Here is a 16,388-nt window from a genome sequence, read left to right on the forward strand (position 1 = left end):
AGCATGGACTTGCTGAATAATCATCGAGGGGAAAAGTTGCGCACCGGGACAATCCCCGGCGCGCATGAGAGGTGAGATTAACCTGCGAACTGGCGGAACAGCGCTTTGCCCTTCAGTAACCGGGTACCCAGCCAGCCGCCGCAGATGGAGAGCAGCAGCGCCCCGCAGAGCGGTAGGATGATCCACAGCCGCCAGTCAGGCTGCCACGGAAAATCAAACACCCGGGTCTGGAGCACCGCCAGCGCCGTCTCTGCGCCGATGGCCGCTACCAGCCCGGCGACAAAGCCCAGCAGCGCGAACTCACACCACAACGTCGTGCGCAGCAGGCGCTTGCCGGCTCCCAGCGTGCGGTAGACCACCAGCTCCTGATGACGCTGGCGCATGCCGACCTGCACCTGAGCCAGCAGCAGCAGGATGCCACAGAGGGTGACCAGCACCACCATCACCTCCAGCGCCCGGCTCACCTGCCCTAATACCTGGCCGACCTGCTTGAGGATCGCCCCGATATCCAGCAGGCTGACGGTTGGAAACTCCCGGTTAAGCTGGGTCAGCATGCCGTTGCCATTCTCCCAGCGGAAGCTGGTCAGCCAGCTTTGAGGCTGGTTATCCAGCGCTCCGGTCGGGAAGATAAAGAAGAAGTTTGGCCGCAGGCTCTCCCAGTCCACCTTACGCAGGCTGGTCACTTTGGCGGTGAAGTCCTGGGTATCCCCCATAAAGGTCACGCTGTCCCCCAGGCGAATATTGAGCCGCTCCGCCAGCCCCTCCTCCATGGAGACTTCCCCCGCCTTTGGTGGCCAGCTGCCCGCGGTGAGCGGGTTGTGATCCGGTTGGTTCGCTTGCCAGGTGAGGTTCAGCTCCCGGTTCAACGCTTCGTCTCTATTCCCTTCGGTAGTCTGGCCGTTGATCTGCGTCAGGCGCGCCCGCACGATGGGATAGAACGATTCAGGAACGATCTGGTGCTCGGCAAGAAACGTCTTCAGCGGCGTCACCTGCTCGGGGGCAATGTTGATCAGGAAGTAGTTAGGACTTTCTGGCGGAAGCTGCTGCTGCCAGCGATCGAGCAGATCGCCGCGCAGCACCAGCAGCATCGCCAGCAGCATGAACGACAGAGAGAACGCCGAGAGCTGGCTCAGGGTTGACCAGGGCTGGCGCAGCAACCGATTTACCGCCAGCCGCATCGCCAGCGACTTCAGGGTCAGCCGCTTAAGGACGTTGAGCAGCATCCAGCCGAGCAGCCCGCAGAGCAGCGCCAGCACCACCGCACCCGCCAACACCGCCCACAGCAGCATGCTGCCGCCCATCAGCCAGGCCAGCAGCGCCACCGCAACGGCGGCGACAATCGGCAGGTAGAGCTTAAGCGGCCAGACGTTCGCCACCGCATCGCGGCGCAGGACGCGGATCGGCGCGGTCGCCAGCAGCAGACGATACGGCCGCAGCCCCACCAGCAGGGAGATCACCAGCATCGCCCCGGTGGCCCACAGCCACGGCCAGAGGCTGGCAGGTGGCAGCGCAGCGGGCAGCACCGGCTTGAGCAGGATCATCAGCACCTGCTCAAACAGCAGGCCGATAGCGCCCCCGGTGACGGTGGCGAGGGCCAGCACCAGCAGCCACTGGCCGACAATCAGCTTTTGCAGCTGGGCGCGCCCTGCCCCCAGCGTTTTCAGAATGGCGACCAGATCGTAGCGGCTGCGGCAGTAGTGGTTCATCGCCACCGCTACGGCGGCGATCGCCAGCAGCAGGGTCAGCAGGGCCGACAGCAGCAAGAACTGCTGGGAGCGCTCAAGGGATTTGCCCAGCGCCCCTTCGTCCTGCTCGAGGCCATACCAGCGCTGCTCCGGCTTAAGCTGCGGCAGGAGCCACTTCTCATACTCTTCGAGCTGCTGCGGCGTGCCGCCGAACTTAATGCGCCACATAATCCGGCTGCCGGGCTGTACCGCGTCGGTCGCCTCTACGTCGGCAATGTTCATCATCAGGCGCGGAGCCATCTGGAAGGGGTTAAATCCGGCGTCCGGCTCCTGCACCACCTCCCCGGCAATGCGCAGCCGGGCGTCACCGACGTCGATATAGTCGCCAGGTTTCAGCTCCAGCAGCGCCATCAGGCGCGGGGCAAGCAGCACCGTCCCCGCCTGCGGCTTAAGGCCCGGTGGATTGGTTTGCAGCTCGCCATACATGGGATAGACAGCGTCCACGGCCTTGACGTTAGCCAGCTGCGGTGTATCCCCGGCAAAGGTCATGGTGGAGAAGGTGAGCTGCTCGCCTACCTTCAGTCCTCTTTTACGCGCCTCCTCCAGCCACGCCGGGGGGATCTCGCGGGAGCTGCGCAGCGCCCGGTCGCCCGCCATAAAGTCGCGGCTCTGCTGGCTGAGTCCCTTCTCCATGCGATCGCTGATGTTGCCCAGCGCCAGCACGCAGGCCACGGCCAGGCTGAGGGCCAGCCAGACGATCAGCAGCGACGGCGAACGCCATTCGCGCCAGAACCAGCGGGCAATCATGCTTCCTCCCGCAGTTCGCCGTTGACCAGCCGCAGGCGACGATCGCAGCGGGCCGCCAGCTGCGGATCGTGCGTGACCAGAATCAGCGTGGTGCCATACTGCTGGTTCATGGAGAAGAGCAGGTCGGCGATTTTATCTCCGGTCTGCCTGTCGAGGTTGCCGGTCGGCTCATCGGCAAAGAGCACGCCAGGACGACCATTGAAGGCGCGGGCCAGCGCCACCCGTTGCTGCTCGCCGCCTGAGAGCTGGGCGGGAAGATGATCCAGCCGCTTGCCAAGGCCGAGATCGGTCAGCAGCGCTTTGGCGTTCTCCCGGCTCTGGCGGCCATTTTCACCGCGCAGCAGCGCCGGCAGCTCGACGTTCTCCAGCGCGTTGAGGGTGGGGATCAGCATAAAGGACTGGAAAACAAAGCCGACGTTTTGCGCCCGCAGCGCCGCCCGCGCCTCCTCATCCATGGTATGCAGAGGCTGGCCCAGCAGGTTAACCTCGCCGCTACTACCGTCGTCAAGCCCGGCAAGGATCGCCAGCAGGGTTGACTTGCCGGAACCCGACTCACCGATCAGGGCAATCGTCTGCGCCGGTTTGACAACCAGCTCAACTCCGGTGAGGATGGAAAGCTCATGTTCCCCCTGACCGACGGACTTCTTAAGATGATGAACTTCAACAATGTTTTCCGCTGGCATTTGCCCTTCCTGTTTATGCTTCTGTTTACCTTCCGTGCCGCAGCCGCTGACACGCTGTTGGTTCTCGGTGACAGCCTGAGCGCCGGGTACCGCATGGCGGCCAGCTCGGCCTGGCCTGCGCTGCTGAATAATAAATGGCAGCAGACGCCGCCGGTGGTTAATGCCAGTATAAGCGGCGATACCTCACAGCAGGGGCTTTCTCGCCTGCCCGCGCTGCTGAAGCAGCATCAGCCGCGCTGGGTGCTGGTAGAGCTGGGGGGCAATGATGGCCTGCGCGGCTTCGCGCCACAGCAGACGGAGCAGACCCTGCGTAAAATTTTACAGACCATTAAGGATGCAAACGCGCAGCCGCTGTTGATGCAGATCCGCCTGCCGGCCAACTATGGCCGTCGCTATACGGAGACCTTCAGCGCCATCTACCCCGCATTGGCGAAAGAGTTTAACGTGCCGCTGCTCCCCTTTTTTATGGAGGAGGTCTACCTCAAGCCGCAATGGATGCAGGAGGATGGCATTCACCCCAATCTGGATGCCCAGCCGTTTATCGCCGACTGGATGGCCACGCGCCTTGCACCCTTAGTTAACCATGATAGTTAACCATGACTCATAAATAATCGGGGACGCCTACGGGTAAAGTTATGCAAAAATCGGTTTTAATAACAGGATGTTCCAGCGGAATCGGTCTGGAAGCGGCGGTAGAGCTAAAGCGCCAGGGTTTTCATATCCTCGCCGCCTGCCGTAAGCCTGATGACGTCTCACGCATGAACGGGATGGGCTTTACCGGCATTCTGCTGGATCTCGACTCCCCGGAGAGCGTCGATCGCGCCGCCGATGAGATTATCGCGCGCACCGGCAATCGCCTCTACGGCATCTTCAACAACGCGGGCTACGGCGTCTACGGCCCGCTGGCCACCATTAGCCGCGAGCAGATGGAGCAGCAGTTTTCTGCCAACTTCTTTGGCGCGCATCAACTGACCATGCGCCTGCTACCGGCAATGCTTCCCCACGGCGAGGGGCGTATCGTGATGACCTCCTCGGTAATGGGGCTGATCTCCACGGCGGGACGCGGGGCCTACGCGGCGAGTAAATATGCTCTTGAAGCATGGTCTGACGCCCTGCGCATGGAGCTGCGCCACAGCGGCATTCAGGTGAGCCTGATCGAGCCAGGCCCTATCCGTACGCGCTTTACCAAAAACGTTAACCAGACCCAGCAGGATAACCCGGTGGAAAATCCTGGCATTGCCGCACGGTTTACCCTTGGCCCGGAGGCGGTGGTGGCAAAAGTGCGCCATGCTTTTGAGAGCAAGCGTCCAAAGCTGCGCTATCCGGTGACGCTGGTCACCCACGCCGTCTGCTGGCTGAAGCGCCTGCTGCCGGGACGGGCGATGGATAAAATTTTGCGCGGGTGAGTTGAAGGCCACGCCTCTCAACCCCATGTAAAGATAAACGTGAAAACAGAGAATTAGCTATGTCCGTACAGAATATTGTCACTATTACCGAAGCGAACCTCCAACAGACGCTGGAGCAGTCGGTCGCCACGCCGGTACTCTTCTACTTCTGGTCCGAACGCAGCCAGCACTGCCAGCAGCTGACCCCGGTGCTGGAGTCGCTGGCCGCGCAGTATAGCGGGCAGTTTATTCTGGCGAAGGTGGACTGCGACGCCGAGCAGATGGTGGCATCGCAGTTTGGCCTGCGGGCAATCCCTACCGTCTATCTGTTCCAGAACGGCCAGCCGGTGGATGGTTTCCAGGGGCCGCAGCCGGAAGAGGCGATCCGCGCCCTGCTGGAAAAAGTGCTGCCTCGCGAAGAGGAGCTGAAAGCCCAGCAGGCGATGGCCCTGGCTCAGGAAGGCAAATATGCCGAGGCGCTGCCGCTGGCGAAAGAGGCCTGGCAGCTCTCAAACCAGAACGGCGAGTTTGGTCTGCTGCTGGCCGAAACGCTGATCGTTCTCAACCGCGCCGATGAAGCCGAAGCGGTGCTGAAAACCATTCCGCTGCAGGATCAGGATACGCGCTACCAGGGCCTGGTGGCGCAGATCGAGCTGCTGAAAAAAGCTGCCGACACCCCGGAAATCCAGCTTCTGCAGCAGCAGGTTGAGCAGTCGCCGGATAACGCCGAGCTGGCAACGCAGCTGGCGTTGCAGCTGCATCAGGTTGGGCGCAACGAAGAGGCGCTGGAGCTACTGTTTAGCCACCTACGCAAGGATCTCACTGCCGCAAACGGTGAAGCGCGTAAAATGCTGCAGGAGATCCTCGCCGCACTGGGAACCGGCGACGCGCTGGCTTCGTCCTATCGCCGTAAGCTCTATTCACTGCTTTATTGATTAACCGCTATCGCGGCAGGGAGGGTGTACAATGCTAATCGTCATCCCGGTACTGATCTTCGTTGCACTGGTGATTGTCGGTGCGGGCGTGAAGATTGTGCCGCAGGGCTACCAGTGGACCGTCGAGCGCTTCGGGCGTTACACCAAATCGTTACAGCCAGGCCTGAGCCTGGTCGTGCCGTTTATGGACCGTATTGGCCGCAAAATCAACATGATGGAGCAGGTATTGGATATCCCCTCTCAGGAGGTGATCTCTAAAGATAACGCCAACGTCACCATCGATGCGGTCTGCTTTATTCAGGTGATTGATGCCCCGAAGGCGGCCTACGAGGTGAGCAACCTTGAGTTGGCGATCATTAACCTGACGATGACCAACATCCGTACCGTGCTGGGTTCGATGGAGCTGGATGAGATGCTCTCCCAGCGCGATAACATCAATACCCGCCTGCTGCACATTGTTGATGAGGCGACCAATCCCTGGGGCATTAAGGTGACGCGCATTGAGATCCGCGACGTGCGTCCGCCCGCCGAGCTTATCTCCTCTATGAACGCCCAGATGAAGGCTGAGCGAACCAAGCGCGCCTACATTCTGGAAGCGGAAGGGATCCGTCAGGCGCAGATCGTCAAAGCTGAGGGGGAGAAGCAGTCGAAGATCCTCAAGGCCGAGGGCGAGCGACAGTCAGCGTTTTTGCAGGCGGAAGCCCGTGAACGCTCGGCGGAGGCGGAGGCCCGCGCTACCCAGATGGTCTCCGAGGCGATTGCTGCCGGGGATATTCAGGCGGTGAACTACTTTGTGGCGCAGAAATACACCGAGGCGCTACAGCACATTGGCTCGTCAACCAACAGCAAAGTGGTGCTGATGCCGCTGGAGGCTAGCAGCCTGATGGGCTCTATCGCCGGCATCGCCGAGCTGGTGAAAGAGAGCGCCAGCGAACGGAAAGGCTTATGATCGACTCCCTACTCCAGCACCCGCACCTCTTCTGGCTCAGCCTTGGCGGCCTGCTGCTGGCAGCCGAGATGCTGGGCGGCAACGGCTACCTGCTGTGGAGCGGCGTAGCGGCGGTGGTGACGGGCCTGCTGGTCTGGCTGCTGCCGTTCGGCTGGGAGTGGCAGGGGGCGCTTTTTGCCCTGCTCACCCTGCTGGCGGCGTGGCTGTGGTGGCGCTGGCTGGCCCGCCGCGTGCGCGAGCAGAAGCCTGCCGACGCGGCGCTTAACCAGCGCGGCATGCAGCTTGTGGGCAAGCACTTTACCCTCGACACCCCTCTCGTCAATGGCCGCGGCCATATGCGCGTGGGTGACAGCACATGGCCGGTGAGCGCCGATGACGATCTGCCCGCCGGTACGCCGGTGGAAGTGGTGGCGGTTGAGGGTATTACCCTACGCATTAAAGCGCGCTAGCTCTCTTTAGCCGAATGACGGTGGCAACAGCCAGAGAGGTTATCAATAATCGGGCAGTCGGCACCGTCGTCGCCCGGACAGGCGTTCGCCAGAGCCAACAGCTGATCGCGCATCGCCTGTAGTTCCCCAATATGCCGCTCGATCTCCGCCACCTTTTGCAGGGTGTACGCCTTCACGTCGGCGCTGTGCCGGGCCGGATCGTTAAACAGGGTGACCAGCTCGCCGCACTCCTCCAGATTGAAGCCCACCTGCCGCGCCTGGCGCAGCAGGGTTAGCTCATCCAGATGCTGCTGCGTGTAGCTGCGATAGCCGTTCTCGCTGCGCAGCGGCGGCGTCACCAGCCCCTTCTCCTCATAGAAGCGGATCGCCTTGCTGGTTAGGCCTGTCTTTTTTGCTACGTCGCTAATATTCATGGTTCCCCCTTGACCTTCCCCTTAATGGAAGGTTTAAGCTTATTCACAGTTAGCCAAAACAGCGGCTCAGTCAATCCTAAATGCACAGGAGTATGATGATGTCCCAAACAATTGAACTGGCGCTGGAGGGTCTCTCCTGCGGCCACTGCGTCAAACGGGTGAAAGAGAGCCTTGAACAGCGCCCCGACGTGGAGCGCGCCGACGTCACTATCGACCGGGCGGAAGTCACCGGCAGCGCCGGTGCGGATGCACTGATCGATACCGTTAAACAGGCTGGATACGGGGCGACGCTTAGCCACCCAAAGGCTGATCCGCTGGCAGAGTCATCATCTCCGTCGGAAGCACTGACAGCGGCCGAACCAGAGCTTCCGGCAGCGGATGATACCGACGACAGCCAGCAGCTGTTGTTGAGTGGCATGAGCTGCGCCAGCTGCGTTACCCGAGTGCAGAAAGCCTTGCAGGCGGTACCCGGCGTAACCCAGGCACGGGTCAATCTGGCGGAGCGCTCTGCGCTGGTGATGGGCAGCGCCTCCGCCGCTGAATTAGTGAGCGCGGTAGAGAACGCGGGCTACGGCGCGGAGGCGATTGACGATGACGCCACCCGCCGCGAACGTCAGCAGGAGACCGCCGTTGCCACCATGAAACGCTTCCGCTGGCAGGCGATTGTTGCTCTGCTGGTGGGCATCCCGGTGATGGTCTGGGGCATGATGGGTGACAACATGATGGTCACCGATGCCAACCGCAGCCTCTGGTTGATCATTGGCCTGGTTACCCTTGGCGTGATGATCTTCGCCGGGGGCCACTTCTACCGCAGCGCGTGGAAGAGCCTGCTCAACCGCACCGCGACCATGGACACCCTGGTGGCGCTGGGTACTGGAGCCGCATGGCTTTACTCGATGGGCGTCAACCTCTGGCCAGCGTGGTTCCCGATGGAGGCTCGCCACCTTTACTATGAAGCCAGCGCAATGATTATCGGCCTGATCAACCTCGGCCACATGCTGGAGGCTCGCGCCCGCCAACGTTCATCGAAAGCGCTGGAGCGCCTGCTCGATCTGACGCCGCCCACCGCCAGGGTGGTGACTGATACCGGGGAAGAGACCGTTCCCCTTGCCGAAGTTCATCCGGGCATGACGCTGCGCCTGACAACCGGCGATCGCGTTCCGGTGGACGGGGAAATTACTCAAGGCGAAGCCTGGCTTGATGAGGCGATGCTGACCGGCGAACCTGTCCCGCAGCAGAAGCAGCGTGACGACACGATACATGCGGGGACGGTTGTCTCCGACGGTAGCGTACTGTTCCGCGCCAGCCGCACCGGCAGCCACACTACTCTTTCGCGGATCGTGCGTCTGGTGCGTCAGGCCCAGAGCAGCAAGCCAGAGATCGGTCAGCTGGCGGACAGGATCTCCGCGGTTTTCGTGCCGGTGGTGGTCGCCATCGCGCTGATTAGCGGTGCGATCTGGTACGTCTTTGGCCCCGCGCCGCAGATTGTCTATACCCTGGTGATCGCCACCACGGTGCTGATTATCGCCTGCCCTTGTGCCCTCGGCCTGGCGACGCCGATGTCGATTATTTCTGGCGTCGGCCGCGCCGCCGAGTTTGGCGTGCTGGTACGCGATGCCGATGCACTCCAGCGCGCCAGCCAGCTCGACACGCTGGTGTTTGATAAGACCGGCACCCTTACCGAGGGTCGCCCGCAGGTAACTACTGTGCTGACCTATGGCGATCTCACCAGCCAGCAGGCGCTGCGTCTGGCCGCCGGGCTGGAGCAGGGTTCCAGCCATCCGCTGGCTCGGGCGATTATCGATAAGGCTGGAACAGAACCGTTGGCAGAGGTAATTAACTTTCGTACCCTGCGTGGGCTAGGCCTGAGCGGTGAGAGCGAAGGTCGACGCCTGTTGCTGGGCAACCAGGCATTGTTGAATGAACAGGGAATTGATACTGCCACGCTGGAGAGCGACATCGCCACCCAGGCGGCCACGGGCGCAACGCCGGTACTGCTGGCAGTAGACGGTAAGGCAGCAGCGTTGATTGCTATTCGCGATCCGCTGCGTGAAGATAGCGTGGCGGCGCTACAGCGCCTGCATCAAGCTGGCTACCGGCTGGTGATGCTGACCGGTGACAATACCGTTACCGCCAATGCTATCGCCAAAGAGGCCGGGATCGATGAGGTGATTGCCGGCGTACTGCCGGATGGCAAAGCCGCCGCGATTCAGGATCTGCAACGCCAGGGTCGCCAGGTGGCCATGGTCGGGGACGGTATCAATGATGCTCCGGCGCTGGCCCAAGCCGAGGTGGGTATCGCCATGGGCGGCGGCAGCGACGTGGCGATTGAGACCGCCGCCATCACCCTGATGCGCCACAGCCTGATGGGCGTTGCCGATGCGCTGGCCATCTCTCGCGCCACGCTGCGCAATATGAAGCAGAACCTGGTGGGAGCATTTATCTATAACTCGCTGGGCATCCCGATTGCCGCTGGGATCCTGTGGCCGTTGACCGGAACGCTGCTTAATCCGGTGGTAGCGGGTGCAGCAATGGCGCTCTCCTCCATTACGGTCGTGAGCAACGCCAACCGTCTGCTGCGCTTTACCCCTAAAGAGTAGCTATTTGCACCTTCTCCCGGCTCGCGCTAGCATGAACTTTTCAGCCGGGAGAGCCTATGGGCCTGTTTAGCCGTTTAAAAATGCTGTTGGGCGCGCTGTATAGCCGCACTTACTCCTGGCCCGCGCTGGACATCACCCTGCCAGGCGGGCGCTACCTGCACCTTGTCGGCAGTATTCACATGGGCACCCGCGATATGTCTCCCCTGCCGGAGGGGCTGCTGCGCAAGCTTAAGCAGGCCGATGCTCTGATCGTTGAAGCTGACGTCTCCGTGAGCGGCTCGCCTTTTTCTGAACTTCCCCCACGCCCGCCGCTGGCCGAGCGGCTGGATCCCGCCCAGCTTGCCGATCTCTCCCGAGTGCTGAACGAGCTGTCGCTGCCGCTGGAGAGCTTTGACCAGCAGCCAGCCTGGAAGATCGCGCTAGTCTTGCAGGCCACCCAGGCCCAGCGCTTAGGCCTGCGCCCCGACTACGGTATCGACTACCAGATGCTCCAGGCCGCTCACGACAGGCGGCTGCGGGTGATTGAGCTGGAGGGGACGGCGGATCAGGTTAACCTGCTCTGCCAGCTGCCGGAGGATGGTAAAGCGCTACTGCTGGATACTCTGACCCACTGGCACACTAACGCCCGGCTGTTGCAGGTGATGCTTAGCTGGTGGCTCAATAGCCCGCCTGCCGAGGCGTCGCAGTCCCTGCCCTCGACCTTTAGCCAGCCGCTTTACGATGTGCTGATGCACCAGCGCAACCAGGCCTGGTGCAAGCGGCTGCTGGCGCTGCCGCCGGGCCACTATGTGGTGGCAGCAGGCGCGCTGCATCTTTACGGCGAAGGAAATTTACCGACTCTGCTGCGGCAGAAAATTAGCGCCTAAACGGCAAGATGGTACTATTTTTGCGAGCGCCGTCAGGCGTATGCTGATAGCTCGCTCATCCGTGGTAAGAAGGATTTTTATGACCCCCGCCGTAAAGTTACTCGAAAAGAATAAGATCCCTTTTCAGCTGCATAGCTACGATCACGATCCCAATGAAACTAACTTTGGCGACGAGGTGGTGCGTAAGCTGGGCCTGAACGCTGACCAGGTTTATAAAACGCTGCTGGTGGCGGTAAACGGCGATATGAAGCAGCTGGCGGTTGCGGTGACACCGGTGGCAGGCCAGCTGGATCTGAAAAAGGTCGCGAAGGCGCTGGGGGCGAAGAAGGTTGATATGGCCGATCCCGCTATTGCCCAGCGCACCACCGGCTATCTGGTGGGCGGTATCAGCCCGCTGGGGCAAAAAAAGCGCCTGCCGACGCTTATTGACGCTCCTGCTCAGGCGTTCGCCACGATCTATATCTCCGGCGGCAAACGCGGGCTGGATATTGAGCTGGCGGCAGGCGACCTGGCGAAGATGCTGGACGCAAAATTCGCCGATATCGCCCGCCGGGATTAACGCTACTGCCAGTTCACCTCACCCTGCGGCTCAAGCGTTGCTGCATCCAGCGGTGAATTTTGCTGGATATACTGCTTCAGCACCTCGGCATCAATAAAGCCGGTGTTAACGTAGCCGGGCTTATCGTCAAGACGCGGGTAGCCGTCGCCACCGGTGGCGTTAAAGCTGAGCGTCGCCATACGGTAGGTTTTAGTGAGATCCACCGGTTCGCCGTTGATCTTCAGATCGTTAAGCTTACCGTTTGCCATGGTAAAGCTGACGTGGCTGAACTGCGGATAGGCCCCGGAGTTCGGCTTCATCTGCGCCACGGCGGTGAGGTAGTCCACCACCTCTTTCCCGGTCATGTCGGCATAGACCACGATGTTGCCGAACGGCTGCACCTTCAGCACGTCTTTGTAGGTGATATCCCCTGCGGCGATGCTGTCGCGGATCCCGCCTCCGCTCATTACTGCAAAGTCGGCTCCGGTGCGCGCCATCTGGGCGGCGAGGATCAGATGTCCAAGATTGGTCTGCACAAAGCGCACCTTGCTGCGATCGCCCTCAAGAGGCTCATTGACCGAGCCAATCTTCACCGCCAGCTGGGCCTTGCCCTTATTCTGGAACGGCGTCAGCAGAGAGAGCATCTGGGCATTTTCGGGGATCTCCGGCGCATAGAGCACGCGCTCGCTCTCGCCGTTGTCGTAGACGATCTTTTTCTTCAGGTTGATGGGGATCAGCTGATAGTGCACCAGCTTCATCTCACCGTTGCGGAACTCAAAGTCGGCGCGGCCAACGTATTTGCCCCACTCGTGAGCCTGAACGATCCAGATACCGTTCTGCCGGTCCGGTGCGCAGGGCGTGCCCGGGACATAGTCCACCTGCTTTTTATTCTCCGCAGCCATACACACTGGGTTCTGGGAGTGGCCGCCGACAATCATCGCCAGCGAACCCGCTGGCAGGCTGCGTGCCATCTCGACGTCCCCCGGCGCGTTGGATCCGTGCTCGCCGTTGTCGTAGTGCCCCATATGAGTGGTGGCGATCAGGATGTCCGGCCGCTCTTTCTCATCCAGACCATTTAGCTCCTGAATGACCAGCTTCGCCTCGTCGGCGGGCTTGCGGAACTCAATGTCGGTGAAAAATTCCGGATTGCCTATTTTGGCAGTGTCGTCGGTGGTCAGGCCAATAACGCCGATTTTTAGATCCTGGCGCTTGAAGATAGCCCAGGGCTTAAAGAGGCGCTCGCCGGTGCTCTTCTGATAAATATTGGCCGACAGGAAGGGAAATTTAGCCCACTTCTCCTGCTGGCGCAGCACCTCCATGGGGTTATCAAACTCATGGTTGCCGACCGCCATCGCGTCGTAGCCGATAAGGTTCATACCGCGGAAGTCCGGCTCGGCATCCAGCAGATCGGACTCCGGCACGCCGGTATTAATATCGCCGCCGGAGAGCACCAGCACGCTGCCCCCTTCGGCAGCTACCTCTTTGCGGACGCTGTCCGCCAGCGTTTTCTGCGCCGCCAGACCATATTCACGGTCGTCGCTGCGCCAGAAGTGGCCGTGATGATCGTTAGTATGCAGGATGGTTATTTTATAAGTTTTATCCTGTTCCCAGGCTCGGGCAGGCAGACTAGTCAGTCCCCACGCGGCGAGAAGCGCCAGCGCAACGCCCTGCTTTAACATATTCATTTCTCTCTCCCTGATGACATAACACACGCAAAAGTAGCGCGGGGACAGAGAATAAACAAATAGGATTTTATGTCTGCGACTTCCCTCAAAGAGTCGGGACGCGTATCTTAGGCCGCTAATAATCAGGACGCTTTCACAACTCCTGCACTCCAATAAAAGACAAGAAGTGACATTTTATGGCAATAAATCAATCCACCGGCGCGCTTTCCGGCGCTGCCGCATCGCCGCCGCGTACTGCGTTCGGTATTTTGGGGGCAATCAGCCTCTCGCATCTGCTTAACGATATGCTGCAGTCGCTGATCCTTGCCCTCTACCCGCTGCTGCAGGCTGACTTCTCGCTGAGCTTTGTGCAGATCGGTATGATCACCCTCACCTTCCAGCTCGCCTCCTCTCTGCTGCAGCCGGTGGTGGGCTACTACACGGATAAACACCCGATGCCGTGGTCGCTGCCTATCGGCATGTGCTTTACCCTCTGCGGGCTGGTGCTGTTAACGCTGGCGGGCAGCTTCGGCATGGTGCTGCTGGCGGCGGCGCTGGTGGGAACCGGCTCCTCCGTGTTCCATCCCGAGTCCTCTCGCGTGGCGCGTATGGCCTCTGGCGGTCGCCACGGTCTGGCGCAGTCTATATTCCAGGTGGGGGGCAACTTTGGTAGCTCTCTCGGGCCGCTGCTGGCGGCACTGATTATCGCCCCCTACGGCAAGGGTAATGTGGGCTGGTTTGTGCTGGCCGCCCTGCTGGCTATCGTCGTGCTGGCGCAGGTCAGCCGCTGGTATGCCGCCCAGCATCGGGTGAATAAGGGGCAAAAAGCCGTTATTGAGCGCAGTCCGCTGCCGCGTAATAAAGTGATCCTGGCGGTGAGCATCCTGCTGATGCTCATTTTCTCGAAATACTTCTATATGGCGAGCATCAGCAGCTATTACACCTTTTATTTGATGGAAAAATTCCACTTATCGGTGCAAAACGCCCAGTTTCATCTGTTTGCGTTTCTCTTGGCCGTTGCAGCGGGCACCGTAATTGGCGGCCCTGTTGGGGATAAGATTGGCCGTAAATATGTTATTTGGGGCTCTATCCTCGGCGTTGCCCCCTTTACGCTGGTTTTACCCTACGCAACCCTCTACTGGACCGGGATTTTAACGGCGATCATTGGCTTTATTCTTGCGTCGGCCTTTTCTGCCATTCTGGTCTATGCCCAGGAGCTGCTGCCGGGACGTATCGGCATGGTTTCCGGGCTATTTTTTGGCTTCGCCTTTGGAATGGGCGGGCTTGGCGCAGCCTTGCTGGGGCTGGTTGCCGACCATACTAATATATTCGTAGTCTATAAAATCTGTGCTTTTCTGCCGCTTTTAGGGATGTTAACCATATTCCTGCCCGATAATCGCCATAAAGCCTGATTCCAGGGCGGACAAAGGCAAACTTTGTCCGCCGACGTTGCCCATGCCATAGCACTTATAAGACATTCCCTGCGCTAATCCCCCCTCAACCGCTTTTTTTGTTCCAGAGCGTGCTTTTCTTCAATATTCAACAATTATTCATCAACATAATCATTAAAATTGTCATAGACTGTAACTCGGGCTTCTGGTTTTTTAGCCAGAAATGGATCCACTACTGCGAAAGGAGACGGAATGCATCACGCCACACCGCTTATCACCACCATTGTTGGCGGCCTTGTGCTCGCCTTTATCCTCGGCATGATTGCCAACAAGCTGCGCATCTCTCCGCTGGTGGGTTACCTGTTAGCGGGCGTGCTCTCCGGTCCTTTTACACCCGGCTTCGTAGCCGATACCAAGCTGGCCCCCGAGCTGGCTGAGCTGGGGGTGATCCTGCTGATGTTTGGTGTGGGCCTCCACTTTTCTCTGAAGGATTTGATGGCGGTAAAGTCCATCGCCATTCCCGGCGCGATCGCACAGATAGCTGTGGCGACGCTGCTGGGTATGGCGCTCTCCGCCGTAATGGACTGGTCACTCATGACCGGTATCGTCTTTGGGCTTTGTCTCTCTACCGCCAGTACCGTGGTGCTGCTGCGCGCCCTTGAGGAGCGACAGCTTATCGACAGCCAGCGCGGGCAGATCGCCATCGGCTGGCTGATTGTAGAAGATCTGGTGATGGTGTTAACGCTGGTCCTGTTGCCTGCTGTCGCCGGCATGATCGAAAAAGGTAACGTTGGGCTGGCGACGCTGTCGGTGGATATGGGGATTACTATCGGCAAGGTGGTAGCCTTTATCGCTATCATGATGCTGGTGGGCCGCCGTCTCGTCCCCTGGATCATGGCTCGCAGCGCGGCCACCGGTTCACGGGAGCTGTTTACCCTCTCGGTACTGGCCCTGGCGCTGGGCATCGCCTTCGGCGCAGTCGAGCTGTTCGACGTCTCCTTTGCCCTCGGCGCGTTCTTTGCCGGTATGGTGTTGAATGAATCCGAATTAAGCCACCGTGCCGCGCACGACACCCTGCCCCTGCGCGACGCCTTTGCGGTCCTTTTCTTTGTCTCCGTCGGGATGCTGTTCGATCCGAAAATTTTGCTCGATGAGCCGCTGGCGGTGGCCGGTACGCTGGCGATCATTATCTTCGGTAAATCCATTGCCGCCTTCTTCCTGGTACGCATGTTCGGCCACTCGCCGCGCACTGCGTTAACCATCGCCGCTAGCCTGGCGCAGATTGGTGAGTTCGCCTTTATCCTGGCTGGCCTCGGCATGGCGCTGGATCTGCTGCCGCAGACCGGGCAGAACCTGGTCCTGGCGGGGGCGATCCTGTCGATTATGCTTAACCCGATCCTCTTTGCCCTGCTGGAGAAGTACCTCGACAAGACCGAAACCCTCGAGGAGCAGACGCTGGAAGAGGCAACCGAAGATGAGAAGCAGATCCCGGTGGATATCTGCAACCATGCCCTGCTGGTGGGCTTTGGCCGCGTAGGCAGCCTGCTGGGTGAAAAGCTGATGGCCCAGGGCATTCCGCTGGTGGTGATCGAAACTTCGCGTACCCGAGTAGACGAGCTGCGCGAGCGCGGGATCCGCGCGGTACTGGGCAACGCTGCCAACGAAGAGATTATGAATCTGGCGCACCTTGACTGCGCCCGCTGGCTGCTGCTGACCATCCCTAACGGCTACGAGGCCGGTGAAGTGGTCGCTACCGCCCGCCAGAAGTGCCCGAATATTGAGATTATTGCCCGGGCGCACTATGACGATGAAGTGGATTACATCACCGAACGCGGCGCGAATCAGGTAGTTATGGGCGAGCGGGAGATCGCCAACACCATGCTGACGCTGATAGAGAAGCGCCCCGTTGAAGAGGCAGTTACAGGATAAACATTCGCCCCGGCAGATCCTCTCCTGCCGGGGTATTTCCTTACAGGTGTGCTTTTTCCCATCACTATCTCTCTCTGCTTACGTAAGCGCATCT

14 protein-coding genes are annotated in these 16,388 nt (G+C 60.2%); 10 read left to right on the forward strand and 4 right to left on the reverse strand.

Annotated features, from left to right (window positions below; all coding sequences use genetic code 11):
* Positions 1 to 77: 77 nt before the first annotated feature.
* Positions 78 to 2,492 (reverse strand): putative ABC transporter permease subunit YbbP, encoded by a 2,415-nt coding sequence (ybbP, locus tag RTN40_RS04630; protein ID WP_312227438.1) that lies wholly within the window; start codon positions 2,490 to 2,492, stop codon positions 78 to 80.
* Positions 2,489 to 3,175 carry a putative ABC transporter ATP-binding protein YbbA gene (gene ybbA, locus RTN40_RS04635; RefSeq protein ID WP_312227439.1) on the reverse strand — a complete coding sequence of 229 codons (687 nt, stop codon included), beginning with the start codon at positions 3,173 to 3,175 and terminating at the stop codon, positions 2,489 to 2,491. Before ybbA ends, ybbP begins: the two co-directional genes overlap by 4 nt.
* Here ybbA and tesA point away from each other — a divergent pair.
* Genes tesA through RTN40_RS04660 form a run of 5 tightly spaced genes read left to right on the forward strand, consistent with a single transcriptional unit; the run spans position 3,146 to position 6,893 of the window.
* Entirely contained in the window at positions 3,146 to 3,769 is a 624-nt protein-coding gene (gene tesA, locus RTN40_RS04640; RefSeq protein WP_312227640.1) for a multifunctional acyl-CoA thioesterase I/protease I/lysophospholipase L1, read from the forward strand. The genes ybbA and tesA overlap by 30 nt on opposite strands.
* Positions 3,770 to 3,810: 41 nt before the next feature.
* Entirely contained in the window at positions 3,811 to 4,581 is a 771-nt protein-coding gene (locus RTN40_RS04645) for an SDR family oxidoreductase (RefSeq protein WP_312227440.1), read from the forward strand.
* 59 nt (positions 4,582 to 4,640) lie between these two features.
* Positions 4,641 to 5,495, forward strand: a complete 855-nt coding sequence (locus tag RTN40_RS04650; RefSeq protein WP_312227441.1) for a co-chaperone YbbN — start codon at positions 4,641 to 4,643, stop codon at positions 5,493 to 5,495.
* A 31-nt stretch (positions 5,496 to 5,526) separates the two neighbouring features.
* Complete coding sequence (locus RTN40_RS04655) at positions 5,527 to 6,444, forward strand: SPFH domain-containing protein (RefSeq protein ID WP_312211269.1); 918 nt, start codon at positions 5,527 to 5,529, stop codon at positions 6,442 to 6,444.
* On the forward strand, positions 6,441 to 6,893 hold the full coding sequence (locus RTN40_RS04660) for an NfeD family protein (protein ID WP_312227442.1): 453 nt from the start codon (positions 6,441 to 6,443) through the stop codon (positions 6,891 to 6,893). Before RTN40_RS04655 ends, RTN40_RS04660 begins: the two co-directional genes overlap by 4 nt.
* On the opposite strand, the gene cueR is transcribed toward RTN40_RS04660, so the two are convergent.
* Positions 6,890 to 7,306, reverse strand: coding sequence for a Cu(I)-responsive transcriptional regulator (gene cueR, locus RTN40_RS04665; protein WP_312227443.1), 417 nt, complete (start codon positions 7,304 to 7,306; stop codon positions 6,890 to 6,892). The genes RTN40_RS04660 and cueR overlap by 4 nt on opposite strands.
* 98 nt (positions 7,307 to 7,404) lie before the next feature.
* Here cueR and copA point away from each other — a divergent pair, with 98 nt between their 5' ends.
* From copA to ybaK, 3 genes are all read left to right on the forward strand, one after another.
* Positions 7,405 to 9,906 carry a copper-exporting P-type ATPase CopA gene (gene copA / locus RTN40_RS04670; RefSeq protein ID WP_312227444.1) on the forward strand — a complete coding sequence of 834 codons (2,502 nt, stop codon included), beginning with the start codon at positions 7,405 to 7,407 and terminating at the stop codon, positions 9,904 to 9,906.
* Between the two features lie 56 nt (positions 9,907 to 9,962).
* Positions 9,963 to 10,772: a TraB/GumN family protein gene (locus RTN40_RS04675; protein WP_312227445.1), complete on the forward strand. Its 810-nt coding sequence runs from the start codon at positions 9,963 to 9,965 to the stop codon at positions 10,770 to 10,772.
* Between the two features lie 79 nt (positions 10,773 to 10,851).
* Complete coding sequence (gene ybaK / locus RTN40_RS04680; protein WP_312227446.1) at positions 10,852 to 11,331, forward strand: Cys-tRNA(Pro)/Cys-tRNA(Cys) deacylase YbaK; 480 nt, start codon at positions 10,852 to 10,854, stop codon at positions 11,329 to 11,331.
* 2 nt (positions 11,332 to 11,333) lie between these two features.
* Here the strand turns inward: ybaK and ushA are convergent, their stop codons facing one another.
* A complete protein-coding gene (gene ushA, locus RTN40_RS04685; RefSeq protein ID WP_312227447.1) occupies positions 11,334 to 12,995 on the reverse strand; it encodes a bifunctional UDP-sugar hydrolase/5'-nucleotidase UshA in 1,662 nt (553 codons plus the stop codon).
* A gap of 176 nt (positions 12,996 to 13,171) precedes the next feature.
* Here ushA and RTN40_RS04690 point away from each other — a divergent pair, with 176 nt between their 5' ends.
* Both RTN40_RS04690 and ybaL read left to right on the forward strand, forming a co-directional pair.
* A complete protein-coding gene (locus tag RTN40_RS04690; protein WP_312227448.1) occupies positions 13,172 to 14,386 on the forward strand; it encodes an MFS transporter in 1,215 nt (404 codons plus the stop codon).
* Between the two features lie 231 nt (positions 14,387 to 14,617).
* Positions 14,618 to 16,294 carry a YbaL family putative K(+) efflux transporter gene (ybaL, locus tag RTN40_RS04695; protein WP_312227449.1) on the forward strand — a complete coding sequence of 559 codons (1,677 nt, stop codon included), beginning with the start codon at positions 14,618 to 14,620 and terminating at the stop codon, positions 16,292 to 16,294.
* Positions 16,295 to 16,388 lie beyond the last annotated feature (94 nt).

The organism is Pseudescherichia sp., assembly GCF_031987975.1.
Taxonomy (GTDB): domain Bacteria; phylum Pseudomonadota; class Gammaproteobacteria; order Enterobacterales; family Enterobacteriaceae; genus Pseudescherichia.